Below are 23145 nucleotides of genomic sequence, written 5' to 3' on the forward strand. Positions count from 1 at the left end.
TAACTATCTGTAAAAACTTGACTTTTTCAACCAACTTTTATTTAGATTTTAATCTATACCACCTCTCTATGCATTAAAAGCTCATTTAAAACATAAAAAACCGGACAGCACAACTACTCACTGTCCGGTCAACAATTAAAATACCAAAATTAACTTTAATTTATAAAACAAAATAAGCGTTGTTGTCCACTTTTTTAGGTTCGTTTTCTAAATCAAACTCTTTTAGAATGTCAAATTCGCTTTGATATTCATTCAGCATTTGCTTAATATTTTTTTCAATTGTATTTGCAATAGTCGTAACAGGTGTATCTGTTGGTCTGTTTTCGAAAGGATCCTGCAAATGAATCGCCATTCTTTCGATCAAAAAGAAAGCAGCCCCAATAGCTGTAATCAACGGAATAGCAAACCAGCTTAAAACACTTGTTAATCCAAAAGGAAGCAGAAAAATAAACAAACACAATGTTAATCGGATATACATACTGTATGTAGTTGGAAAAATCGTGTTTTTAATTCGCTCACATTTCCCCATTTCATCACACAATCTCGAAAGTGTATTATCAATTTCTACCTGCTGATACATATTGATACGCTTGTCATTTTTAGCATTTCTAAGATCACGCGCATGCAGCATCAAAATAGCATTTGGTACATTTTGATGATTTTTGATGTATTTAATTTCTTCTTCACTCATCAAACCTGTTAGCGGTTTTATAGCATCTTTATTTCGAAGTGCCTGTCCTAAGCTATAACACCATGCAATTTGTCTTTTGGCAAAATTTTCTTTAAATTCACTTGCTTCAACAGAAAAATCCGGGTCTTTATAAAACGTCAAAACCTGACGAATCAAGGTCCTTGAATCGTTTACAACTGCTCCCCAGACAATTCGCGCTTCCCACCATCTGTCATAAGCCTGATTTGACTTAAAAGCTAATAATAAGGAAATTATCGTCCCAATCATGGTTGGAATCGCAATCGGGATATCTACAGGAAGGTTGATAAAATAATGATGGAATATTTCAAATAATATCGTGTAAGCCAATACGAGAACAATTTCTACTTTAATTTTCCCGAGAACGTACTTCATTGGTATTCTTTTCTTTAATAACATATTTTCGGTTTTAAATTATTATTGAGTTCTTAGTGACTAGTCCTTAGTAATTAGCTTTGTAGTTATTTCTTATTGCTCCGAAAGACTAATCACTCTTTACTAAAACAATTAAACCAGTTCCTCGTACAATGAAAGTACCGGAAGCCCTAGTTTCTCATTAATATTTTGCTTTTTTATTTTTTTAAATTTGATTTTTTCTCCTTTACGGGTTTCAACTAACAAATCAATCTCGTATTTTGAAATCGCTTCAGATAAGGGAGCTATACTTTCGTAATCCTCAGTCTTTGAAGCCTTACTTACAATTTCATAAGAGAAATTTTCGTTTAGAAACTGTTGCACATCTTTAACGTGCATATTGGCACTACTGTTTTCAATATAAAGTGCTTTCGTAAAATCTTCTTTGAATTGTTCGTTGCCCAAATGCAGAATCGGACATTTTTGATTACCCGCTAATTGAACCAAATATTGATGAATACGTTTGGTTTCCTGTTTATACGAATGAGGAAGGATAACTAATTTTACAGAAAAACTCTCAATAATCCTTCTAAAAATAGGCGATGAAAGTCCATATTGATTATGAATTTTAATTTTGCAGTTTTGGGTATGATCAATCATATACCTGCAGGTTGCCAAAACTTCTTCCTGACTTTTGGTTAGTCCGGTTCGCATCTCGCGCAAAAAATTAGAAGATGAAAAAGAATCCGGCGTCTCAGAAACCATCATCAAAACAATTTCACAATCCGATTTTTTTGCCTGGCTTATTGCCGATTTTACAGCAGAAATCGTATCGTCTTTTAAAGTCGTAGGTATCAGGAAATTTTTCATATGTATAATCTTTTAGTTTATACATACAAAATAACAGCCTGATAATTAGAAGAGTCTTAATCTAAAATTAGAATTTTCTAAGATTCAACATTAGAATTTTTAATGTTCTTCTTTTTAATATTTGATTTTTTGAAAATGATGGTTACAATCGTTCCTTTATTTTGTTCCGATTGTACTTGTATTTCACCATCGTGCATGCGAATGATTTTGGAGGCCAAAGGAAGTCCTAAACCATAACCGATATATTTTGCCGCAATTTTACCTCTGAAGAAAGGTTCGTATAAATGCGGAATATCTTCAGGCGGAATACCAATCCCGATATCATTTATCGAAATTTTTATGGCTTCATTATTCGCAGAAAGCGTTACAAAAACCTCATTATTATCAGAATATTTTACACCATTGGTAATGATATTATTGATTGCAAGCTCCAAAAGTGGCTTATTACACGCAATGAGTAAGAGATTAGAGTCTTTTGGAGCAAAATTAAGCTTGATACTGACACGGTTGTCCGGATAAATTTTATCCAGATCTGATTTTACCTCCAATAGCAATTCATCAATTCGGGCGATATCCAGAACCTGTTTATTACCATCGTAACCTGTCTGAGTCAGTTTAAGCAAGCTTTCTGTTAAGTTTCCTAATCTGGATGCCTGACTGTAAATATTTTCTAAAGACTGTACATATTCTTCTTTTTCACGCTCTTTTAAAAGCATAATTTCAGCCTCGGCAATAATGGTTGTAATAGGTGTTTTTAATTCATGAGAGGCATTATTGATAAAATTCGCCTGAATTTCAAAAGAGGTTTCCAGTCGGTCCAACATATCATTAAAAGTTTCTGTCAGATCTGAAATTTCATCTGAATTTTTAACTTCCGGCAATCTGTTATGAAGGTTTGAAGCACTAATTCTGTTTACTTCTTTGGTAATTCTGGCTACAGGATTTATGACTCGTTTTGCCAAAAACCGACCTAATATGAAAGCTAAAAATATAAATCCAATGCCCCCAAAAAGTAATATTTTTACAATATAAATGGTTGTCGTCTTTCCTCTTCGGTCACGTGCGCCAACAATTACAATATATTTTTGATTTCGTTCCGTAAAAACCTGCCCAAGATAATATTTACTGTTAACTTCAAAATAATCCTTCCCGGTCTGAAGAATATTGGAATAAAATTCATTCGGAAGATTTAGTTTTGTATTATAGTCAAAACTATTGGCACTGTTTATTTTAAGAACATATTCCTCTTCCTCTATAAGTTCTTCAAGTCCGTTTTTCTTTAAATTACTGTAATATTTTATTTTTTCGGGATCGTGCTGAAAATGGATAGAAGCTACAATCTTGGACCTGTCTTCTAGTCTTTTTAAGAAATGATAACGGTTATTTTCCCTAAATAAAACGAATACTATGATACTCAATAGCAAAGTACTAAAGGTAGAAAGTGCTACGTAAGTAAAGGTGATTCTTTTTCTGATATCCATTTTATGGCTGTATAACGTAACCCAGACCTTTCATGGTATGAATAAGTTTGGTTTTATAAGGTTTATCTATTTTTTTTCTTAAATATGTAATATAAACATCCACAACATTGGTATTCATATCAAAATTAATGTCCCAGACATTATCCAAAATCTGATCTCTGGAGACAATTCTACCTGTATTTTTGGCTAAATAATACAATAATTTAAACTCTTTGGCAGTCAAAACAATTGTTTCTCCATCGCGTTTTACCGTTTTGGCTTTACCATTTATTTCAAGATCGCTAATTACGATAGTATCCACTTTTTCTGTATCCTGATTAGCTCTTCGGTTTAAAGCATTAACTCTGGCGTCGAGTTCACCAAATTTAAACGGCTTAACCAGATAGTCATCGGCACCTGCATTGAGTCCGGTTACAATATTTTCTGAAGTACCAAGAGCTGTTAAAAGCAAAATCGGAACGAAATTTTTAGCAGCACGCAATCTTCTGCAGATTTCAATTCCGTTAATATCCGGTAACATTACATCCAAAACAACTACATCAAAAGTATAATTATGAATCATTTCTAAAGCTGTTGTACCGTCAAGGGCCACGCTGACATCGTTATTGTTTTCAGCGAATCCTTTACGTAAAATAGAAAGTAGATTTGGTTCGTCTTCGACTATGAGTAATTTCATTAGGATGTATGTATTATTAGCAAAAATAAGGAATGAAACGTAAATACAATTACTAAAACCTGAATTATGATTTATTGTAAAGAAATAAAGTAAATAAAAAAACTACCACTTACATTTTTGATTTAGATTTCTAATCAAAGACATTGGAATTGACGCCTTCAATAATTAGCTGAATTGATTTTATTAATAATGATAAAATTCGCTTATAAAGCTTTTATTATCCTTTTCAGCTTCATAATAATAAAATCCTATTATAAATTTGGTATTATCACTTACTTCATTTTTTAACCCTAAACTACTTTTACTTGACCATTTAGTATTCCTTAAAACAGCTATGAGCTCCTCATCAACCGGATTACCAAATCCGCTTATTGCTTTAACTTCCTTTATCGATAAATTCGACGAAAAGGTTATTTCATAAATACCATACCCTTTATTAAGTTGAATACCTTTATACTTTAATAACTCAAGACTTGAATTACTGGTTTCATGATACCACGTTTTATCTGTAAAATTAATTTTTTCAGCTTTAAACATATTTAATATCTCTAATTCAGGATTTGGCTTTAGTTGTTTTTTATTTAAATAAAGAAGTCCTGAACACATACCCACCTCGTACAAACCCTCTTTATTTTTATAAGCATAAGCTACCAGCTTTGTATTTACCGGAATAAAAATGTCACAGGATGAGCCTATGCCTCCGTCACTTCTCCCAAGGACATAAATAGAATTCAGTTTAACACCTTTAAATAATTCACTTATTTTTATATCTGCTTTATAACTATCCGAATTCTTCTTGTTTAGATAAATTTTAGTCACGGTTACAATAGCAACAAAATCAGATTTTATATACTTTTCAGTAATCGTTTGAGGCTCACAGACACAAGCAAATGAACTAATCGCTAAAAAGCAAAACAATAATGAAAGCAGATTTTTTCTCATAAAAACAATTACAATTTACTAATATAACTTCCGTACATATCTTTGAACTGGTGCCCGGTTGCAAAACGATCTTTGCTTAGCTTTTTATATTCAACCAATCCCCAAAGAATGAATTCTTTCATAAAGTACACATCTTCTTTGGCTAAATGAGGTTGGTATTTTTTTAATAAAACATCTAACGGAGCTACTTCGTCTAAAATACTTGTGTAATCTGCATCTGAAGCATCGTCTAATAATTCGAAACCGCTTTCGGCAAAAAACCATTCTACAATATCTGAATATGGTGTTTTTTCGTCAGGTCTTTCTAATTTCTCAATTTTTGGGAAATACTGAGGAAATAATGTTCGAATCGCAGAACCAATTAGGCTTTCTGCCACAACATCGGCTCCCTCCTGCTCTCCTTCGTAAACCAATTCTACTTTTCCTGTAATAGCCGGAATGATTCCTATAAAATCAGATAAACGCAAAGTTGTTTTATCTGCACCAGAAATTAAAGCGCGGCGTTCGGCTGTACTAATCAGGTTTTCAAAAGCCGTGATACTCATTCTTGCACTTACACCGCTTTTGTTATCTATGTATTCACTTTCGCGGGCTTCAAAACTAATCTGCTCCAAAATATCTCTCGCTAAACTTGGTACATAAACCAAATCTGTTTGATTTTGATCTAATTTAGATTCTTGTTCTGTAATCGTCCTTGCAATTTCTATACTTTCTGGATAATGTGTTAGAATTTGAGAACCAATTCTGTCTTTTAAAGGCGTAACAATACTTCCTCTATTGGTATAATCTTCCGGATTTGCTGTGAATACGAATTGCATATCCAAAGGCATTCTTAATTTGAATCCTCTAATCTGAATATCGCCTTCTTGTAGAATATTAAACAACGCAACTTGAATTCTTGCTTGTAAATCTGGCAATTCATTGATTACAAAAATACAGCGATTCGCCCTCGGAATCATTCCGAAATGAATTACGCGATCATCTGCATATGATAGTTTTAAATTTGCTGCTTTTATCGGGTCAACATCTCCAATTAAATCGGCTACGGTTACATCTGGCGTTGCCAATTTTTCGAAGAAACGTTCACTTCTATGTAGCCACGAAATTGGAGTTTCATCACCTTTTTCTGCTATTACATCTTTTGCAAAGCGCGAAATCGGATTTAAAGGATCGTCATTAATTTCTGAACCAGAAACATACGGAATATATTCATCTAACAATTCGACCATCTTACGAGCCAAACGTGTTTTAGCCTGTCCGCGAAGTCCCAGTAAATTAATATTATGGCGAGATAAAATGGCTCTTTCCAATTCTGGAATTACAGTGTTTTCAAATCCGTGAACACCTTCAAAAACAGGTTTTCCAGATCTGATTTTTTCCCGAAGATTATTTCGCAATTCATCTTTAATACTTGTACTTTTATATCCAGCGGCTTTTAATTGACCTAATGTCTTTATGTCTAGTATATTCATGGTATATTCAGATATCTTTTTATAATATTTTTTTTTGCTCTCGCAGATTTTGCCGATTAAGCTGATTCATTTAATTGTGTTAGATGCACTGCAATGCGTCTTTACGATGTGCGTTGGGTTTATAGGCATGTAAAAAAAACCTCAGTGCTTAGAATCTTGGCAACTTAGAACCTTTATTTAATTCTCTTCTTCCTATTCGCTTCATAATCTTCAAAAATCATTTCGCCCAAACCTTTCAGCCCGGTATAAAATGCTTTTCCTTGATTGGCTTCTGTGAACTGATTTACAAAACGCTGCAAGTACGGATCTCTGGCAATCATAAAAGTAGTAATCGGAATATGGAGTTTTCTCGCCTGCTGTGCCTGCGTGTAGCATTTATCAACAATATATTCATCCAAACCGTTACTATTCATATAATAGGAACCATCTCGTTCGCGAACACAGCTTGGTTTTCCGTCGGTAATCATAAAAATCTGCTTGTTGGTATTTCGCTTTCTGCGAAGAATATCCATCGCCAATTGTAAACCTGCAACCGTATTGGTATGATATGGACCAACCTGCAAATATGGTAAATCTTTAATCGGAATTGTCCAAGCATCGTTACCAAAAACCAAAATATCCAAGGTATCTTTTGGATATCGTGTAGTGATTAATTCCGCCAAAGCCATTGCTACTTTTTTGGCTGGTGTGATGCGATCTTCGCCGTACAAAATCATACTGTGGCTGATATCGATCATTAAAACCGTACTCATCTGTGCTTTGTACTGAGCATCTTCTACCACCAAATCGTTTTCGGTCAACATGAAACTTTCGACACCATTGTTAACCTGAGCATTTCGAAGACTCTCTGTTAATGAGATTCTTTCTAAGCTGTCGCCAAAATTATACTCACGGAATTCTCCGGTATGTTCGTCGCCACTTCCGGCATATTTTGTTTTATGATTACCATTTCCAGAACGTTTCAGATTTCCAAAAATCTGATCTAAAGCCTGCTGTCTGATCGCTCTTTCGGTTTTAGCAGTAATTCCAAAACCAGAACTCCCATCGCCTTTTACTTCATCTTTGATATATCCTTTTTTCTTTAGGTCTTCAATAAAATCGTCGATTGTATAATTTTCGTCTGTAAGTTTATATTCTTTATCCAGCTCCCTAAGCCAGTTAATGGCCTCATCAAAATCACCCGAAGTATGGGTAATCAACTCTTTGAAAATTCCAAAAAGTTTGTCAAACGGAGACTGAAAAGGAGCTTCGTAAGTCTTAAAATAAAAGCCTTTTTTAAATTCGTTTTTCATAATTTTTAAAATTACGTTTTTTTAGAATTATGAAAAACGAATCGTTTATTAATTTTTAGTTAAAATATCCAATCAAAAACCAGAACTAACAGTGTTAGATATAATAATTATTCAAACTTTCCATCCAAATAATACCAAGCACTATTTTCGTATTTAAAAGTAGAAAACTCGTAATGTACTTGTGGTTTATTATCTGAATCTAAAAAGTAAGCTTTAAATTCGACTGCATTTTCAGTAAAACTCAAAATTTCTAATTTCTGCCATTTATTAGAAACAGCCCATTTTAAAATTTCAGGTTTTGAATAATATTTTCTTTCCGAAATATAGGTAGTTTCCATTAAATAATCAGCATTATGAGAAGCATAAGCCGAATATCTGGAACGCATTAAAGCTAATGCTGAAGGCGCCTTTTGACCATCATTCAAATATAATCCACAGCAATTTTCAAAAAGCAGTCCCGTATCGCAGAAACATGTATTACTCTCCATCGACTGGTTCTTCTCCATTAATTTTTACATGAAGCTGATTCAGCAAAACCTGATAACGTGTAATTTCTCTCACTTCTTCATCTTCTTCAGCAAAATCAATCATTTCGTCTAGAGTTTCACTTACTTCTAAAAGTTTATTATTGGCTTCTCTGTCGTTTTTAGCAGCGATTAAATCGATAATTTCTTGTACGCTTGCTTTTAAAGTTTCAAATTTTGAATTCATTTTTTTTTTGGTTTCAAGTTTCAGATTTCAAGTTTCAGGTTCAACTTGTAACGTGAAACCTGAAACTTGAAACAAATATTTTTACTCTTCGTTTTTACTTTCGTTGAATTTCTTCACGATTTCTTTTAGTTTTTCTTTTCTAGCAATTTCAGCTTGTTTGGCTTTTGCCTGGGCTTTGTGCAATTTGTCATTGTGTTTTTTGATGTTCTTTTCGTTATTGCGTCCCATTATACTTCTCTTTTAATTTGCTCTAAAGTTTTTTCGGTAAAAATCAATTCATTAATGATTTGTTTTCGCAATTCATCAATATCATCATAATCAAAATGTTTGGCCCAATTCGTCAGTTGCTGCAGATTTCTTATTTGTTTTAATCTCTTTGTGGTTTCCAAACTTGTCCTTAAAACGGCTTTCCCATCGTATAGAGGATTATTTTTATGCTGATAATTAGCCAAGTTTTTTTCGAAATCAGCTTCAATATAATATAGTTTATCCGTTGCGTTATCTGGATAAAACTCTTCCCACTTTGCAAAACCAATTTTAGTTTTCGATTCTGTTTCAGGGTCACGGGAAATTAAACGCCATTTACTGTTTGCCAGCCTTCCCCAGTGATTAGAAACGCGATACATTCCTTCTTCAGTATAATAATAAGAACTTCCAGCTTTGCTTTCAAATTGTTTTTTTAAACCTTTAACTGCATCCGGAAGCACTTCATGAAAAGCACAAAACGTATTTTTAAATGAATTTGGATGTGGTTTAAAGTTTTTCTGCATGTTGCAAATATACTCAGATTACAGCGAACTCCCTAAAATATTAATCGCTACCTTTGCCTCTTAATTTCAAACAAAAAATCATGTCTAAAGATTCACAACAAAAAATGCCGCAAAAAGGAGTTTTTACCGGTATTATCGAAAAAGATGAAAACAACAATTATTTCTGCGGGGAATATCTTTTAGACTACAAAATGGTTCAGGCAAAATTTAATGTCGGTGATTGGATTACTATAAAATCAGTTATTGAAAACCCAAGCGATATGAGCTATAAACAATATCCAAAGAAATCCAGAAATTTCGATAAGGCGAATCATAAGCCTGAATAATTTTTTGTTTCAAGTTTCGTTTGTTTCAAGTTGTTTATGTTTTTTTTACTCCAAAAGATGTTAATTTTTTCATTTAACTTTTGGCTAAATAATAAGTTCGTAAAGCTTTTTTCTGAATCCATTACCAAAACCTTAAGCTGAATCAATGCTAGAAAATGAATTCGTTTTCAAGAAATTTTTTATTTCGAAAAATACATTTTGGAACTTTAAAAACATTGTTTGTTATGAAATTTCAAAAGAAGAAGAAATTATCGCAAGAATTGAAATCAACTCAACATTTACTGCAAAAATAGATTATAATTCACACGAATATTTCATCAGACCATTGACAAGATTTTCCGTTTTAAGAAAACTTGAAATTTTCTCATCAGAAAATCTCAAAATAGGAGAAATTGATTATTGGAGATGGACTTGGCTACGTCCAAAGATTTCCATTTACGATAAATATATAAATGAAAATTGGGAATTTGATAAAAATGCCCCATCATTTTTCAAAAACAGGAAGAACACTTACACTACTTTTCTAAACGACGGAAATAAAATAATTTCATATGAAATAAAATTAGGATCTTTTTTTGAGGACAATAACAAAAATGATTGTTTAAAAGAATTAAATGGAATTATAAGGTTTTCTGGAAATTCTAATTTAATATTAATACTTGGGGTCTATCTTAATGAACTACTTGTTTTTGAAGAAATGGAAAAATAATAACACAGCCTAAATAACCGATTGTAAGAGCTATAAGCTTTTTCAGGTCTTATTTGGAATTAACTTCATCATTTCAAAAATTAAAATTTCAAGTATTTTTATTAATTCATCCTCAAACTGTTTTCAGTTAAGACAAGTTTGATACAACTTTGCAAACTTTGCGTTTTATTACAAACTCAAATAAACAAATCTTAGCCCCGATAGCTATCGGGATTGCAGTTAAATAAAGTTATAGTTAACTTTATTCAATATTTTTTCTATCAAAACTAAAAAGTTAAAAAAAAGTGTACCTTTGCAAAAAATTTGTCGATTTGAGCTAATTAATATCGATTTAAAACTAATAGACAAGTAGTTACCTTTATATTTATGAAAAAAATAGTTGAATACCGCAAGTTACTAAACGTAGAAAAAACTGCAGAATTAAAAGATTTAAAAACAATTTATCGTAATGCGATGAAAGAATCTCATCCGGATAAATTCGTAGGAGACGACGCTGGTTTAAAAGAAGCAGAAGAGAAAAGTAAAACGATCATCGAAGCTTACCACTTTTTAGTAAGTATTCACCCTGATACTATCAAACTTAATTTACCTGAGTATACAGAAACAATTACAACTTGTTCTATTACAGATTTTAAATTTGTAGAAGGTCGTTTAATTATTGACTTTTCTAACGGAAGTGTTTACGAATACATTAGTGTTCCTAAAGCAACTTACGTTAAAATGGTAAATGCAGATTCTCCTGCAAGATTTGCAAAAAGACATATTCTTAATGCTTTTACTTGGAGAAAGAAAACAAATCAGGAATAAAATTACATTATATATATTTTTTAAAGCATTCTGCCTTCAGAATGCTTTTTTTATGTTTAAAAAACACCAAATTGTTTAATATGATTCTGAATAACAACAGAATAATTTGTTTTATTAGCACTTTAAAATAGATAATTCCTTATATACAAGCCTTTTGAGTCAGAAAAAACTATAACAAAATTTTAGGTTGCAAAATAGTTGATGTTTTATATTTTTAAATACTTTTGTTGCGCAAATCAATTAACTAATTAATTTTTTATAATGAAAAAAGTATTCTTTTTACTTACAGCTTCTTTAGCAATAATTTCATGCAGCAAGGTTAAAGACGGTGAATACCTTATTACCGGAACTGCTAAAGGTATTGCTAACGGAAAAACAATTATCCTTCAGGGGCAAGACCCTGTAACAATGGCTCCGGTAGCCCTTGATACTGTAAAAGTTGAAAACGGAAAATTTGAAATAAAAGGAAAAGTTACTGAACCAGCTTTTCATATTTTACTTGTACAAGACATTCAGGGTCAGGTTCCGTTTATCTTAGAAACTGGTGAAATTAACATCGAAGTGGATAAGGACAGTATCCACAAATCTAAAATTGCAGGAACTTACAGCAACGATGAATACGTTAAATTCAACGAAGATCTTGTTAAAGTTCAGAAAAAATTAATGGATTTCCAGAAAAAAAATACTCAAACTATGCAAGCTGCTCAACAAAAACAAGACACAGCAGTTATCAATGGTTTAATGAAACAATACATGGCGATTCAAACTGAAGTACAGGCAGAGTCTAAAAAGAAATATACTGCTTATGCTGAAACACACCCTAAATCATTCATTTCAGCTTTAATTATCCAAAGTTTAATTAATGATCCATCTGCTGATTTCAAAAAAACGGAAGCTTTATACAACTCTTTGGATGAGTCATTGAAAAACACAAAACCAGGAAAAAGCATTAAAGAAAAAATTGGCCAGATGAAAATGCCTGCTGTAGGTACTGGAGCTGCTCCAGTTGGCAGCCCTAAATGAAGAGCAGATTTTTCTGCTCCTAATCCCGAAGGCAAAACAGTATCGCTTAAAGAAAGTTTAGGAAAAGTAACAATTGTAGACTTCTGGGCTTCATGGTGTGGACCATGCAGAAAAGAAAATCCGAATGTTGTGGCAATCTACAAAGAATTCCATTCAAAAGGATTGAACATCATCGGTGTTTCACTTGATAAAGAAGCATCTGCCTGGAAAGAAGCCATCGCAAAAGACAATTTAAGCTGGACACATGTATCTAACTTAAAACATTGGGATGAACCGATTGCGAAACAATACAATGTAGAATCTATTCCTGCAACCTTTATACTTGATTCTTCAGGAAAAGTTGTTGCTCAGGATTTAAGAGGAGCAGAATTAAAAGCAAAAATTATAGAGCTTTTAGCAAAAAAATAATACCAAAAACTCCGGAGTTCATCCGGAGTTTTTTTATTACACCTGTATTTTATTTCTGAAAGAATAATTTATCCGGATTACACTAATTTATCCGGATTTACATAACCATGTCCTGCTCTAAAAATCTCTAGATTATTTTCTTTAAAAGATGCAGTATCACAGGCTTTAAAAAGCTTTTTCCGAATTGAAATAATATCAAGATCAGGTTCTTTCTCCAGTATTTTCATCACTAAAGATGCCACATAAGGTGCCGCCATACTGCTCCCGCTTTTAGAAGTCAGTTTATTTGATGCCCTATTTTCCCTGCTTGATGAAGAACAAGATGATTTGATCTTAAAACCAGGAGCTACAAGCTCTGGTTTCATTCGTCCATCTGCTGTTGGTCCTGAACTACTGAAAGACAAAATTGCTTTATCACTGTCAGTTTGATTATACGCCCCTACAACAATACTGTATTTTGAATTACAGATCGAATTTGTTGTATGTGTCTTATTTGCAATTGCAGGCAAAAAGATAGACTGTCCACCATCATCGCGTTCAATATAACAATGATATCGACCATTTTTAACAGATTTTCCTACCAGTTCTATTGTCCAGAATTTTGAATTCAGCTTACCGTTAATCAAAATATTTATTTGATTTTTACCTGTATTGGGTTCTTTGCATCTATGGAGGCAAATCCCAACTTCTTCTCCTCCTTTTATAATCAATTCATCTTTAAAAGGAGTTGAAGATAGCAGTACTTTTTGATCATCATCATAAATATTGACACTCAGAACATCATCGCCATGATACCAGATTTCCATTTCATTTGGAGTACGATCGTGTTTTTTAAACATCCACGGAATTTTAATTTTCTGATTCTGTTTAATATCACCATATGTATGCGCATTTGCCTGATGATAATTCCCTGTACTTTGTACTATTGCCGTTCCTTTTCTCGTTGTCAGGATATAATCTATCACTTGTTCAAACAGGGTTACTCCCATGTGTGCATCACCATGACCTCCCAGACTCATATTTATTACAAGTGGCCTTTCAATCGCCTCTTTAACAATAAAATACAAACCATCACAGCCTTTTACAGAATCTCCCAGTGATAAATTAGATCCGTTTACATAATTGGTTCCCATATCAACAGCTATGATTGAAGCATTGGGAGCAAAGCTTTTGGGAGCAACCGCACCATTTCCACAGGCAATTCCAAGCACATGGGTTCCGTGAGTTCCATTACCAAACAAATCAGATTTCCCCGGATGATATCCCAGCTTCTTAAATGGAAACTCGTCTGCCAAAGCTTCATTGATTTGTGCCTGATTAATTATTCTTCCATACCCAAATTCATTCCCATCATAACGCCCAGACTGCACCCAGATTTTTTCAAAACGTGTCTTGCCATTATTAATAAAATCAGGATGGGTAAAATCGAAACCAAAATCAATAATTCCAAACACCGCTTTTGAAACAGTATCACTTAAAACTTCATTTTTCTTATCCAAAATCTGTGTTTCAGAATTAAGTTCAATGCCATCATTAGCAGGAATTACTGTGGGTGCTTTCAGACTTTTTACTTTTTTACTGTTATAGATAGAGCACAAAAAACGGCGTCTGGTTCTAATACTTACAATATTTCCAAATTCTGAAACGATTTTACAGTGATCAGGATACTCTTTTTCCTTTTCTAAACGCATTAATAATGATAATTCTTCGTCAGGATTACCATATAATATAACTTTGAGTCTTGGATCCATGGTTAGTTTTTTAAGAGTTTAAACTGGTGATTTCCTGATTAACATCTAATATTTTCATTTCGGATCATTTTTAGTCACTACTTTTTGACTAGGAGTGCTTTTATTTCCCGTAGAAGTATCCTGAGTCTGATTTACATTAGAAATTTCACCCAATCTCTTTTTAATTTCCTCAATAGATTCATTAATAGAGATATTACTCTTTTCCAGAACCGCAATTTTTGTATCTAATTTTTCAACTATAAGCTTATTTAATTCTGCTTTGTAACTTTCTAAACTTTTAGTAAATTCTTCTTTTAAAATTCGATTGTTAGCTAAAATTTCGTTTTTAACAGCTTCAAGAGTTACAGTGTCTGCACAAGCTGTTCCTTCTTTTTCAGTACCTGTTAGTGTTTCTGCAGTACCTGTTGGCACACCTGTACCAACTGGAGGGGTAATTACAGGAGGAAGACCAGGCGCGGGTAAGCCAGGAGTATTGGCTGTTCCGGCAGATGGAGTTGAAACCACAACAGCATTAAGCTTCTCACCTTCTATTTTAGCTTTATTATCAATGACTAAATAACTCATCAATGGATTTTCAGAAATCATACCGGTTAAAAGAGCCGTATTGGTTATTTCCTGATTGCCTGCAACATTATAAAAGGTGGCCCTGCTGTTGGCTATGACATAATTAACTAATAAATTAAATGGATTCATTTTATAATCTTTTAAGGTTAATAAAAAAAGGGCAATTGGGAATCAACTGCCCTTTTACAATTTATTTATTCATCATCATCATCATGACAAGAGGCAGTGTTGTATTATTATTACCTGTAGTCCCCTGATTTTGTTGAGACATTAGTAGTACCAACGGTAGCATCATATTATTGTCCGATTTTCCTGAACCTGAATCTCCCATAGTAGTCATCATTGGCAACAATATAGACATCGTCTGATCAACTTCTATTGGATTTTTACCATCTTTAGCTGTAATTGTATGAACCGCATCTTTTCCTTCACCATTAGATGTTACTTGTAAGTTTGCAGTATTCAGTTTTGGCTGATTCAACAATGATCCCATCATGCTCATCATCTGCATATTTTTTAAAACCTTGGTTTGGTTTTCACCTTTACGGGCGTCTACTTTTGCAAGTTCCGTATGTTTTTGATCTAATGCAACTATTGCTTTATTAGTCGCTAATGAAGTTTTTTTCAGTTCATTTACCTGACTTGAAATCGCATCCAAAGATTTTTTCAGTTCGCTTTTTGTTGCATAATCATTTGCTCTTCCACTTAAGGCTTTCCCAAAATTAGATCTTTGTTTTACAGCCGAACTTACGTTTGGTCTAATTCCTTTTATAGAAGGTCTTCTACGTTTGGCCGCTTCATCAAAGCTTTCATCATAACTTTCTAATAAATCTTCACTCAACAAATCTTCGTTGAAATAATCCTCATTTAATAAATCTTCATCTAAATAACTTTCGAAATAACTCATAATTTTAATTTTTTATTGTTAATTTTTATTGAAATAATGTTTGTTATATTTTTGGATTGCAGGCTGAATATATCTGTTGAACAGAATAAAATCAGGAATACTATTGCCCGGTTTTCCAGTTCCAAAACATTCAGGGCAATCGCTATTTTCGCCAAAACATTCTGAACAGGCACCAATGGCTTTTGCTAAATCATCGTTTTGATTTAACTCAAATTCCAGCTGAAATTTCAACCCCTCTATGATGGTAAAAAGCTTTTGATTTATCTTTTTTAGTTTTCTGATCCTTTCTTCAAGTTCTAAATCAATTTTTGGAGTTTCTTTTTCTTCTTCCGGTTCCTTTTTTTCCATCATGGGCTGCATAAGCTCAAAATATTTAGCCATTTCAGGATTATGTTCTTTCAAATATTCCAAATAAGCATCCATTGTATAATTTTTTAAATTTTATAAACTGGCAATAGAGTTTTCAAGTCTATTGATTCGGTTAGGTGTATTTGTACCAACAAACTGACCATATTGATCAACATAATAATCCTCTGTCGGAATCAATCCTCCATTGTAATATTCATACAGAATGTTTTCAGTCAGGTAATTAACACTTTCAATTAATTCGGCAAATGAATGGCTCTCAATAGGAGACCCCGGACTTGCAGTACCTAAACTTTGTTGCGCCTGACCCGCCTGAAATTGTGGGTTATTAATTACGCCTCCTAATTGATTATACAATCCCTGTATTCTATTGATATCCTGCGCTGCCTGCGGGCGTAACTGTACCGGATTATCCTGTACATATTGCTGAATTGCCGGAAGTGCAGCCCTGCCCGCATCTGCAACATATCTTGTAGCGCTATTCCAGGCCTGTCTTACTGGTGAAGGTGCAGGTCTGCGTCCAGGCTGGTTGTTCACAGGTCTGCGCTGTGGTTGCGGCGGTGCTGGTCTGCGTTGTTGCTGACGGCTATTGTCTAATGCAGCGCTTCCTGCTCCAGCCAGATTACTTACCAAACCTCCTACTGCTCCCCCAATTTGCGGAGCACCAAAATAAGTTCCAACAGCAGTTCCTACTATTGGAGCCACTGCAGAAACACCACGTAAAACCCCGGAACCAATATTGCTTGCTACATTTCCTAAACTTGACCAAAACCCTTCTGCTTCACTTTCAGTCATTTGATCTACTTTTGATAATAGGACATCCTCTAATTCACTTTCACTCAAATTTGAATATTCTGGCCCTAAAACATATCTTACAGCTTCAAAATAATTGTCTTCGCTGAATGATTCTCCTTGAAAAACTTCATGATATAAACTCATAATTTTTAGTATTATAATTAGCTCTTACTCTTTAACAGGTTTTTCAGATTTCACCTATCCATTTTGTGCACCAAATGAACGATGTAAAATTCATTTTATTTATTTTCCTACAAAACAGTCTTTATCCCCAAATTTTTAAATAAATTTACCCTACAAAAAAAGGGTATATTTCCCCTTTACTTTTGTAAGAATTTAAAATAATTTTGCTTCATATATTTACACAAATCACTATTTAACAACAACATAACCAATTAATCATTAAAAAAAATGGAAAAGAGATCTGAAAGACCAAGTCAATTAATTACAAAAAAATTTGCTAAGGAATTACATTTGAATTTTATGAGATACCGTGCAAGAATAATTTCGAAATACATTCAAAAAGAAGACTCAAATGCCGTTTGGTTTTCTATAGAAGAACTCGAAAATTATATTGATTACGCCAAAGCAAAAGGTGAACGGAAAGGATATAATGTAAACGGAATACGATTTTACTTTGGTGTATATCCTGATGAAAAAAAATATGCTGAAAAAGCAGGTCTTGCAACTATTTTTTTAACCGCTACAGGAAAAAAAATCAAAACACCTGCAACAAATAATATACAAACTTTTGCTTTGGTTCGTGAAACTGCCGATGAAGAAATACCAGGTGTTGAACCAATGAATTATGGAAGTATCGGTAATCCTCCAAGCCTAACATATTAGAAAAAAATTATGTTTGAATTTTTAAGATTTTATACTGTCTACCTAGCTTTAACTTCAGGAATTATTGGTTTGATTTCGTGGAACAAACTTCCTGTAAACAAAGCTAAATTTTTAGTAATTTTGATTTGGTTTTCTGCCGTAATAGAAAAAGTTGGATATTATTTTACCGCATGGACAGGCATCTTAAATTATTATGTGTTTAATTTTTATATGCTGGTCAGTTTTTCTGCCTATATATTACTTATAAGGAGTATTTTATCAAAACCCAATCATCGAAAAGCAGGGATATTAAGTTTTATACTTTTTATCGTATCATTTTTTCTAAATACTTTATATTTTAAAGAAGATCTAAATCACTCATATACATACAGTTTTGCCATTGGAGTTCTTTTAATTATGATATTATCCTGCTTGTATTTAGTAGAAATTTTTAATTCAGACAAAATATTAAATTTTAAAAAATCGGTTTTTTTTTGGTACATATTAGGAATTTTAGTTTTTCATGTACCTTTTCTGCCCTTTATGCTTGCTTTAAACTGGATTCTGATTAAACATGACGAATCCATTTTTAGCCTGGTAGTGTTCATTTTAAATGCTTTGGCCCACAGTTGCTATATTATCGGATTTTTATGGAGCGAAAAGAAATACAACTATTAGTCATTTCGTTAAGTATCGTTTTTCTAACTTTACTGATAACACTGCTTGTTATATTCTTTTATTTTTTGAAGAAGAAAAACAATTATTTGGTTGATAAAATGGAATCAGAGATGTATTTTCAATCTGAACTGGTTAAAACAAGGATTGAAATTAAGGATCAGACTTTAAGTGAAATCAGCAAAGAACTTCACGACAATATAGGTCAGATTGTTTCTGTTGGTATCATGCAGCTTAACAGATATCTTAATTCTGGTCAGCCTGTTCTTACCAATGAACTAAATGACCTTAAAGAAATACTAGCCAAATCATTAGACGAAATACGAATCTTATCCCGAATAATTAATAAAGATAATTTACTGCAAAGCAATTTCATCGAAGCTATAAAACAAGATCTTGAGCGGATAAAAAAACTAAAAAGCATCCAATACAATTATAATCTTACAGGAGAAATACCTCAGATTAACAAGGAACACGATTTATTTATTTACCGAATTTTTCAGGAAGCGTTGCACAACAGCCTTAAACATTCGCATAGTGATTTATTTGAAGTAGATATTAATACAACCGATACCCTTTTTCGATTAAAAATGAAAGATTTCGGAATTGGTTATGACACAGCCCAGATAAATTCAGGTTTAGGTCTAAACAACATGAAATTAAGAGCTAAGCTAATTGGAGCAGCCTTAATAATGGAATCAGATTCATCAGGAACAACCGTAACTTTAGAATATCCCTTAACCGAAAACAATGAAACCTAACACTAAAAACAAAATTATTATTGTAGATGATCATCAGCTTTTTTCACAATCCTTAGAGCTTTTAATCAACAGTTTTAAAGATTTTGAGGTTACCAATCATTTTGCAAATGGCAAAGCATTCATTTCGTATTTACAAGAAAATACAAGTGCAGAAATCGATTTGATTTTATTAGATGTCAATATGCCTGTACTCGACGGTGTAAGTACTATGAAATGGATAAAAGAAAACAGACCCGATTTAAAAGTAATTGCCCTTTCAGTAAACGATGACGAAGAGATAATTATTAAAATGATAACTAACGGAGCAAAAGGTTATTTACTAAAGGACACTTCACCGGAAATTTTTAAAGATGCGATTATTTCAGTAATTGAAAAAGGCTTTTATTTTACAGAATTAGTTTCCGGAATGTTAGTCAAAAAAGCTAATGATGATTCTAAAAAAATCAATTTAAAAGAAAGAGAAATCACTTTTATAAAACATGCCTGCAGCGAAAAAACATATAAGGAGATTGCTTCAGAAATGTGCTTAAGTCCAAAAACAATTGACGGATACAGGGAGTGTTTATTCGACAAACTGGAAATCAAAACCCGAATTGGATTGGTTTTATATGCTGTAAAACATAAAATTATTTTAGTATAATGGCTAAAACTAAAAAACCTGCTTAATTGTAAGCAGGTTTTTCTGTATATCTGAAATAAATAATTATTATTTTACAAATTCGATTTTTTGAGCTTCTTCTTCATTAACACTGTCAAAGAATCCTTGTTCATTCATCCAGTCATCACTAAATACTTTACTCATATAACGTGATCCATGATCCGGGAAAATAGCTATTATATTACTGTCTTTAGTAAACTCACCTTCCTCTGCATATTGTTTGATAGCCTGCATCACAGCTCCTGAAGTATAACCTACAAACAAACCTTCTTTACGGGTAATTTCTCTGGCTGTGTGGGCACTTTCCTCATCTGTAACTTTCATGAACTTATCGATAATATCGAAATCAGTTGCAGAGGGAATTAAATTCTTACCTAAACCTTCGATACGGTATGGGTAAATTTCTTTGTTATCAAATTCTCTTGTCTCGTGATATTTTTTCAAAACTGATCCAAAAGCATCAACACCTAAGATTTTAATATTTGGATTTTGTTCTTTTAAGAATTTTGCAGTTCCTGAGATAGTTCCTCCTGTTCCACTACAGGCGATAAGATGAGTAATTTTTCCTTTTGTCTGCTGCCAGATTTCGGGTCCTGTAGTATTGTAATGTGCATCAATATTCAATTGGTTAAAATATTGATTGATATAAACTGAACCTTTTGTTTCCTCGTGTAAACGTTTTGCTACATTATAATACGATCTTTCATCATCTGCAGAAACATGAGCCGGACAAACATAAACTTTTGCCCCTAAACTCCTCAACATGTCAATTTTATCCTTAGAAGACTTTGAACTTACTGCCAGTATACAATTATAACCTTTAATAATACTTACCATAGCCAAACTGAAACCTGTATTTCCTGATGTCGTTTCAATTATGGTATCACCTGGAGACAAAATTCCTCTTTTCTCCGCTTCTTCAATGATATATAATGCTATTCTATCTTTTGACGAATGTCCCGGATTAAAAGCTTCTACCTTTGCGTAGAAATTTCCTTCTAACCCTTCGGTGACTTTATTTAGTTTAATAAGTGGTGTGTTACCTATTAATTCTAAAACGTTATTATAAGCATTTATTTCTTCTTTCATAAAAAAATAGTTAATCAAAGGTATTTTTAAATAACCCCGATAGGTTGCAAATTTAACAAAAAATTTCTAATTAGCTTTTAATTTTCTCTAAATCTAATAAAAAACTAAATTCCTTCGCTAAGTCTTTTAAAGCCTGAAAACGTCCCGAAGCCCCGCCATGACCAGCATCCATATTAGTATTCAAAAACAGCAAAGAATCATTTGTTTTTAGACTTCTAATTTTAGCTACCCATTTTGCCGGCTCCCAATATTGCACCTGCGAATCGTGCAATCCTGTCGAAACATACATATTAGGATATTTTTGTTCTTTTATATTATCGTAGGGTGAGTACGATAACATATAATCGTAATATTTTTTATTGTTTGGGTTCCCCCACTCATCGTATTCTCCTGTTGTCAGTGGTATACTGTCATCCAGCATTGTTGTAATAACATCTACAAACGGAACCTGGGCAATAACTCCGTTATACAACTGAGGAGCCTCATTTACTATAACTCCCATCAAAAGTCCGCCGGCAGATCCGCCCTCTGCGTACAAATGATCATCAGAGGTATATTTCTCGTTTATTACAAATTTAGAGCAATCAATGAAATCTGTAAAGGTATTTTTCTTTTTTAACAGTTTTCCGTCTTCATACCATTGTCTTCCTAAATCTTCTCCTCCTCTAATATGAGCAATAGCATAAACAAAACCACGGTCTAAAAGCGAAAGCCTTGTGGATGAAAAATACGTATCCATAGTAATTCCGTAAGATCCGTAAGCATATAACAACAAAGGATTCTTTCCGTTTTTCTCTAATCCTTTTCGATAAATCATGGAAATTGGCACTTTTACACCATCTCTTGCTGTTGCCCAAACACGTTCTTCAATGTAATTTTCTTTATCGAATTTGCCCCCTAAAACTTCCTGTTCTTTTAAGATCTCTTTCGTTTTAGTCTTCATATTAAAATCAATTACAGAAGACGGCGTTGCTAGCGACTGATAACTGTAACGTAAAATATCAGTATCAAAATCAATATTCGTTGTCGTGTAGGCATTATAAGTTTCACTTCCAAAAGGCAGATAATAATCTTCTTCTCCGTTCCACGGCATAATTCTGATATGATTCAAACCATTTGAACGCTCTTCAACAACCAAATAATTTTTAAAAATTTCAATATCTTCTAATAAAACATCTTCACGATGCGAAATAATATCTTTCCAGAATTTTTTTTCAGTTCTGTTTTCAGGCGTTTTCATCAACTTGAAGTTCGTTGCCTTGTCTTTATTCGTCAAAATATAAAACGAATCATCATAATGTGAAATACTATATTCTAAACCACGAACACGTGTCTGAAAGACTTCAAATTCACCATCCGGATTATCCGAATTCAGAATTCTGTACTCTGTTGTCAAAGTACTTCCTGAACCGATAACAATATATTTTCTTGATTTTTCTTTACTAATTGAAACATTAAACGTATCATCTGTTTCATTAAAAACCAAAACATCAGTTGCTGAATCTGTATTTAATTTATGTCTGAATACTTTATCAGAACGTAATGTTACCTCATCTTGTCTGACATAAAATATGGTCTGATTATCATTTGCCCAAACTGAAGCTCCTGTTGCATTATCAATTTTATCCTCCATAATCTCTCCTGTTTCCAGATTTTTAACCTGAATAGTATAAATCCTTCTTCCAACAATATCAGTTCCGAAACTTGCAAATCTATTATCCGGACTTATACTCAAACCTCCTAATTTAAAATAAGCATGTCCTTTTGCCATTTCATTACAATCAAACATAATTTCTTCTTCTGCTGAAAGACTTCCTTTTTTTCTGGAAAAAATCGGGTAATCCTGCCCTGTTTCAAAACGGGTAATATAAAAATAGCCATTATAAAAATAAGGAACAGATGAATCATCTTCTTTAATTCTGGCTTTCATTTCCTCATACAAAGAATCCTGTAACGCATTGGTATGCTCAGTCATCTTTTCATAGTAATCATTTTCTTTATTTAGATAATCAATAACTTCAGGATTTTCACGGTCGTTAAGCCAAAAATAATTATCGATTCGGGTTTCTTTGTGTTTTTTTAATGATTTAGGAATTTCTTTTGCTTTTGGAGCTACTATATCTTTTTGCATTGATTTAAGCATTGGTTTTTAAATACGAGAAGCAAAAATAGCACAATCACAACAGAACGAAAATTAATTTTTT

At 32.9% G+C, this 23145-nt stretch carries 26 protein-coding genes and 1 pseudogene; 9 read left to right on the forward strand and 18 right to left on the reverse strand.

The annotated features are described in order from the left end of the window. Positions 1 to 160: 160 nt before the first annotated feature. The 11 genes from GWR14_RS19710 to GWR14_RS19755 form a co-directional block, all read right to left on the reverse strand. Complete coding sequence (locus GWR14_RS19710; protein WP_163410859.1) at positions 161 to 1108, reverse strand: bestrophin family protein; 948 nt, start codon at positions 1106 to 1108, stop codon at positions 161 to 163. Between the two features lie 108 nt (positions 1109 to 1216). After that, entirely contained in the window at positions 1217 to 1933 is a 717-nt protein-coding gene (locus GWR14_RS19715) for a universal stress protein (RefSeq protein ID WP_163410860.1), read from the reverse strand. 77 nt (positions 1934 to 2010) lie between these two features. Next, positions 2011 to 3414, reverse strand: coding sequence for a sensor histidine kinase (locus tag GWR14_RS19720; protein WP_163410861.1), 1404 nt, complete (start codon positions 3412 to 3414; stop codon positions 2011 to 2013). Position 3415: 1 nt separating this feature from the next. Further along, positions 3416 to 4090: a response regulator transcription factor gene (locus GWR14_RS19725; protein ID WP_163410862.1), complete on the reverse strand. Its 675-nt coding sequence runs from the start codon at positions 4088 to 4090 to the stop codon at positions 3416 to 3418. Positions 4091 to 4273: 183 nt separating this feature from the next. After that, positions 4274 to 5032, reverse strand: a complete 759-nt coding sequence (locus tag GWR14_RS19730) for a hypothetical protein (protein ID WP_163410863.1) — start codon at positions 5030 to 5032, stop codon at positions 4274 to 4276. 8 nt (positions 5033 to 5040) lie between these two features. After that, on the reverse strand, positions 5041 to 6504 hold the full coding sequence (locus tag GWR14_RS19735; RefSeq protein ID WP_163410864.1) for a magnesium chelatase: 1464 nt from the start codon (positions 6502 to 6504) through the stop codon (positions 5041 to 5043). A gap of 173 nt (positions 6505 to 6677) precedes the next feature. Beyond that, positions 6678 to 7796: a vWA domain-containing protein gene (locus tag GWR14_RS19740; protein WP_163410865.1), complete on the reverse strand. Its 1119-nt coding sequence runs from the start codon at positions 7794 to 7796 to the stop codon at positions 6678 to 6680. Between the two features lie 107 nt (positions 7797 to 7903). Beyond that, positions 7904 to 8302 carry a YchJ family protein gene (locus GWR14_RS19745; protein WP_246236355.1) on the reverse strand — a complete coding sequence of 133 codons (399 nt, stop codon included), beginning with the start codon at positions 8300 to 8302 and terminating at the stop codon, positions 7904 to 7906. Further along, entirely contained in the window at positions 8274 to 8507 is a 234-nt protein-coding gene (locus GWR14_RS19750) for a hypothetical protein (protein WP_057116258.1), read from the reverse strand. The genes GWR14_RS19745 and GWR14_RS19750 overlap by 29 nt, the downstream gene beginning before the upstream one ends. 81 nt (positions 8508 to 8588) lie before the next feature. Then, positions 8589 to 8735: a hypothetical protein gene (locus GWR14_RS23745; protein WP_008467810.1), complete on the reverse strand. Its 147-nt coding sequence runs from the start codon at positions 8733 to 8735 to the stop codon at positions 8589 to 8591. Beyond that, positions 8735 to 9277: a hypothetical protein gene (locus GWR14_RS19755; RefSeq protein ID WP_163410866.1), complete on the reverse strand. Its 543-nt coding sequence runs from the start codon at positions 9275 to 9277 to the stop codon at positions 8735 to 8737. Before GWR14_RS19755 ends, GWR14_RS23745 begins: the two co-directional genes overlap by 1 nt. 80 nt (positions 9278 to 9357) lie before the next feature. Between GWR14_RS19755 and GWR14_RS19760 the strand changes: the two genes are divergently transcribed. From GWR14_RS19760 to GWR14_RS19780, 5 genes and pseudogenes are all read left to right on the forward strand, one after another. Beyond that, a complete protein-coding gene (locus GWR14_RS19760; protein ID WP_163410867.1) occupies positions 9358 to 9603 on the forward strand; it encodes a hypothetical protein in 246 nt (81 codons plus the stop codon). A gap of 145 nt (positions 9604 to 9748) precedes the next feature. After that, positions 9749 to 10312: a hypothetical protein gene (locus GWR14_RS19765; protein WP_163410868.1), complete on the forward strand. Its 564-nt coding sequence runs from the start codon at positions 9749 to 9751 to the stop codon at positions 10310 to 10312. A 366-nt stretch (positions 10313 to 10678) separates the two neighbouring features. After that, positions 10679 to 11119, forward strand: a complete 441-nt coding sequence (locus tag GWR14_RS19770; RefSeq protein ID WP_163410869.1) for a KTSC domain-containing protein — start codon at positions 10679 to 10681, stop codon at positions 11117 to 11119. Between the two features lie 261 nt (positions 11120 to 11380). Continuing rightward, positions 11381 to 12142: a DUF4369 domain-containing protein gene (locus GWR14_RS19775; RefSeq protein WP_163410870.1), complete on the forward strand. Its 762-nt coding sequence runs from the start codon at positions 11381 to 11383 to the stop codon at positions 12140 to 12142. 18 nt (positions 12143 to 12160) lie between these two features. Continuing rightward, positions 12161 to 12550: pseudogene (locus GWR14_RS19780) on the forward strand (peroxiredoxin family protein); the annotation flags it as partial. A gap of 77 nt (positions 12551 to 12627) precedes the next feature. Here GWR14_RS19780 and GWR14_RS19785 read toward each other — a convergent pair. The 5 genes from GWR14_RS19785 to GWR14_RS19805 form a co-directional block, all read right to left on the reverse strand. After that, a complete protein-coding gene (locus tag GWR14_RS19785; RefSeq protein ID WP_163410871.1) occupies positions 12628 to 14301 on the reverse strand; it encodes a S8 family serine peptidase in 1674 nt (557 codons plus the stop codon). 54 nt (positions 14302 to 14355) lie between these two features. Further along, positions 14356 to 14994 carry a hypothetical protein gene (locus GWR14_RS19790; RefSeq protein ID WP_163410872.1) on the reverse strand — a complete coding sequence of 213 codons (639 nt, stop codon included), beginning with the start codon at positions 14992 to 14994 and terminating at the stop codon, positions 14356 to 14358. Positions 14995 to 15055: 61 nt separating this feature from the next. Beyond that, entirely contained in the window at positions 15056 to 15772 is a 717-nt protein-coding gene (locus tag GWR14_RS19795) for a hypothetical protein (protein ID WP_163410873.1), read from the reverse strand. Between the two features lie 18 nt (positions 15773 to 15790). Beyond that, positions 15791 to 16195 (reverse strand): hypothetical protein, encoded by a 405-nt coding sequence (locus GWR14_RS19800; RefSeq protein WP_163410874.1) that lies wholly within the window; start codon positions 16193 to 16195, stop codon positions 15791 to 15793. An 18-nt stretch (positions 16196 to 16213) separates the two neighbouring features. After that, positions 16214 to 17077, reverse strand: coding sequence for a hypothetical protein (locus GWR14_RS19805; RefSeq protein WP_163410875.1), 864 nt, complete (start codon positions 17075 to 17077; stop codon positions 16214 to 16216). Positions 17078 to 17344: 267 nt separating this feature from the next. Here GWR14_RS19805 and GWR14_RS19810 point away from each other — a divergent pair, with 267 nt between their 5' ends. The 4 genes from GWR14_RS19810 to GWR14_RS19825 all read left to right on the forward strand — a co-directional run bounded on the left by GWR14_RS19810 (position 17345) and on the right by GWR14_RS19825 (position 19834). After that, positions 17345 to 17779, forward strand: a complete 435-nt coding sequence (locus tag GWR14_RS19810; RefSeq protein ID WP_163410876.1) for a hypothetical protein — start codon at positions 17345 to 17347, stop codon at positions 17777 to 17779. A 9-nt stretch (positions 17780 to 17788) separates the two neighbouring features. Next, entirely contained in the window at positions 17789 to 18436 is a 648-nt protein-coding gene (locus GWR14_RS19815) for a hypothetical protein (RefSeq protein WP_163410877.1), read from the forward strand. A gap of 110 nt (positions 18437 to 18546) precedes the next feature. Further along, positions 18547 to 19194, forward strand: a complete 648-nt coding sequence (locus GWR14_RS19820; protein WP_246236356.1) for a sensor histidine kinase — start codon at positions 18547 to 18549, stop codon at positions 19192 to 19194. After that, complete coding sequence (locus GWR14_RS19825; RefSeq protein ID WP_163410879.1) at positions 19184 to 19834, forward strand: response regulator transcription factor; 651 nt, start codon at positions 19184 to 19186, stop codon at positions 19832 to 19834. Before GWR14_RS19820 ends, GWR14_RS19825 begins: the two co-directional genes overlap by 11 nt. A 66-nt stretch (positions 19835 to 19900) precedes the next feature. On the opposite strand, the gene GWR14_RS19830 is transcribed toward GWR14_RS19825, so the two are convergent. Both GWR14_RS19830 and GWR14_RS19835 read right to left on the reverse strand, forming a co-directional pair. Then, on the reverse strand, positions 19901 to 20941 hold the full coding sequence (locus tag GWR14_RS19830; RefSeq protein ID WP_163410880.1) for a PLP-dependent cysteine synthase family protein: 1041 nt from the start codon (positions 20939 to 20941) through the stop codon (positions 19901 to 19903). Between the two features lie 70 nt (positions 20942 to 21011). Next, positions 21012 to 23072, reverse strand: coding sequence for a S9 family peptidase (locus GWR14_RS19835; protein WP_163410881.1), 2061 nt, complete (start codon positions 23070 to 23072; stop codon positions 21012 to 21014). Between the last annotated feature and the right edge of the window lie 73 nt (positions 23073 to 23145).

It is taken from the genome of Flavobacterium ajazii (assembly GCF_010614725.1).
Taxonomy (GTDB): Bacteria; Bacteroidota; Bacteroidia; order Flavobacteriales; family Flavobacteriaceae; genus Flavobacterium; species Flavobacterium ajazii.

What these genes read in the sequence shown, in the direction of transcription:
- GWR14_RS19715 (WP_163410860.1), bottom strand. Translation starts at nt 1,933, where the DNA reads ATGAAAAATTTCCTGATACCTACGACTTTAAAAGACGATACGATTTCT.
- GWR14_RS19770 (WP_163410869.1), top strand. Translation starts at nt 10,679, where the DNA reads ATGAAAAAAATAGTTGAATACCGCAAGTTACTAAACGTAGAAAAAACT.
- GWR14_RS19740 (WP_163410865.1), bottom strand. Translation starts at nt 7,796, where the DNA reads ATGAAAAACGAATTTAAAAAAGGCTTTTATTTTAAGACTTACGAAGCT.
- GWR14_RS19830 (WP_163410880.1), bottom strand. Translation starts at nt 20,941, where the DNA reads ATGAAAGAAGAAATAAATGCTTATAATAACGTTTTAGAATTAATAGGT.
- GWR14_RS19720 (WP_163410861.1), bottom strand. Translation starts at nt 3,414, where the DNA reads ATGGATATCAGAAAAAGAATCACCTTTACTTACGTAGCACTTTCTACC.
- GWR14_RS23745 (WP_008467810.1), bottom strand. Translation starts at nt 8,735, where the DNA reads ATGGGACGCAATAACGAAAAGAACATCAAAAAACACAATGACAAATTG.
- GWR14_RS19710 (WP_163410859.1), bottom strand. Translation starts at nt 1,108, where the DNA reads ATGTTATTAAAGAAAAGAATACCAATGAAGTACGTTCTCGGGAAAATT.
- GWR14_RS19735 (WP_163410864.1), bottom strand. Translation starts at nt 6,504, where the DNA reads ATGAATATACTAGACATAAAGACATTAGGTCAATTAAAAGCCGCTGGA.
- GWR14_RS19825 (WP_163410879.1), top strand. Translation starts at nt 19,184, where the DNA reads ATGAAACCTAACACTAAAAACAAAATTATTATTGTAGATGATCATCAG.
- GWR14_RS19755 (WP_163410866.1), bottom strand. Translation starts at nt 9,277, where the DNA reads ATGCAGAAAAACTTTAAACCACATCCAAATTCATTTAAAAATACGTTT.
- GWR14_RS19800 (WP_163410874.1), bottom strand. Translation starts at nt 16,195, where the DNA reads ATGGATGCTTATTTGGAATATTTGAAAGAACATAATCCTGAAATGGCT.
- GWR14_RS19745 (WP_246236355.1), bottom strand. Translation starts at nt 8,302, where the DNA reads ATGGAGAAGAACCAGTCGATGGAGAGTAATACATGTTTCTGCGATACG.
- GWR14_RS19760 (WP_163410867.1), top strand. Translation starts at nt 9,358, where the DNA reads ATGTCTAAAGATTCACAACAAAAAATGCCGCAAAAAGGAGTTTTTACC.
- GWR14_RS19775 (WP_163410870.1), top strand. Translation starts at nt 11,381, where the DNA reads ATGAAAAAAGTATTCTTTTTACTTACAGCTTCTTTAGCAATAATTTCA.
- GWR14_RS19820 (WP_246236356.1), top strand. Translation starts at nt 18,547, where the DNA reads ATGTATTTTCAATCTGAACTGGTTAAAACAAGGATTGAAATTAAGGAT.
- GWR14_RS19730 (WP_163410863.1), bottom strand. Translation starts at nt 5,032, where the DNA reads ATGAGAAAAAATCTGCTTTCATTATTGTTTTGCTTTTTAGCGATTAGT.
- GWR14_RS19795 (WP_163410873.1), bottom strand. Translation starts at nt 15,772, where the DNA reads ATGAGTTATTTCGAAAGTTATTTAGATGAAGATTTATTAAATGAGGAT.
- GWR14_RS19805 (WP_163410875.1), bottom strand. Translation starts at nt 17,077, where the DNA reads ATGAGTTTATATCATGAAGTTTTTCAAGGAGAATCATTCAGCGAAGAC.
- GWR14_RS19785 (WP_163410871.1), bottom strand. Translation starts at nt 14,301, where the DNA reads ATGGATCCAAGACTCAAAGTTATATTATATGGTAATCCTGACGAAGAA.
- GWR14_RS19810 (WP_163410876.1), top strand. Translation starts at nt 17,345, where the DNA reads ATGGAAAAGAGATCTGAAAGACCAAGTCAATTAATTACAAAAAAATTT.
- GWR14_RS19765 (WP_163410868.1), top strand. Translation starts at nt 9,749, where the DNA reads ATGCTAGAAAATGAATTCGTTTTCAAGAAATTTTTTATTTCGAAAAAT.
- GWR14_RS19750 (WP_057116258.1), bottom strand. Translation starts at nt 8,507, where the DNA reads ATGAATTCAAAATTTGAAACTTTAAAAGCAAGCGTACAAGAAATTATC.
- GWR14_RS19815 (WP_163410877.1), top strand. Translation starts at nt 17,789, where the DNA reads ATGTTTGAATTTTTAAGATTTTATACTGTCTACCTAGCTTTAACTTCA.
- GWR14_RS19790 (WP_163410872.1), bottom strand. Translation starts at nt 14,994, where the DNA reads ATGAATCCATTTAATTTATTAGTTAATTATGTCATAGCCAACAGCAGG.
- GWR14_RS19835 (WP_163410881.1), bottom strand. Translation starts at nt 23,072, where the DNA reads ATGCAAAAAGATATAGTAGCTCCAAAAGCAAAAGAAATTCCTAAATCA.
- GWR14_RS19725 (WP_163410862.1), bottom strand. Translation starts at nt 4,090, where the DNA reads ATGAAATTACTCATAGTCGAAGACGAACCAAATCTACTTTCTATTTTA.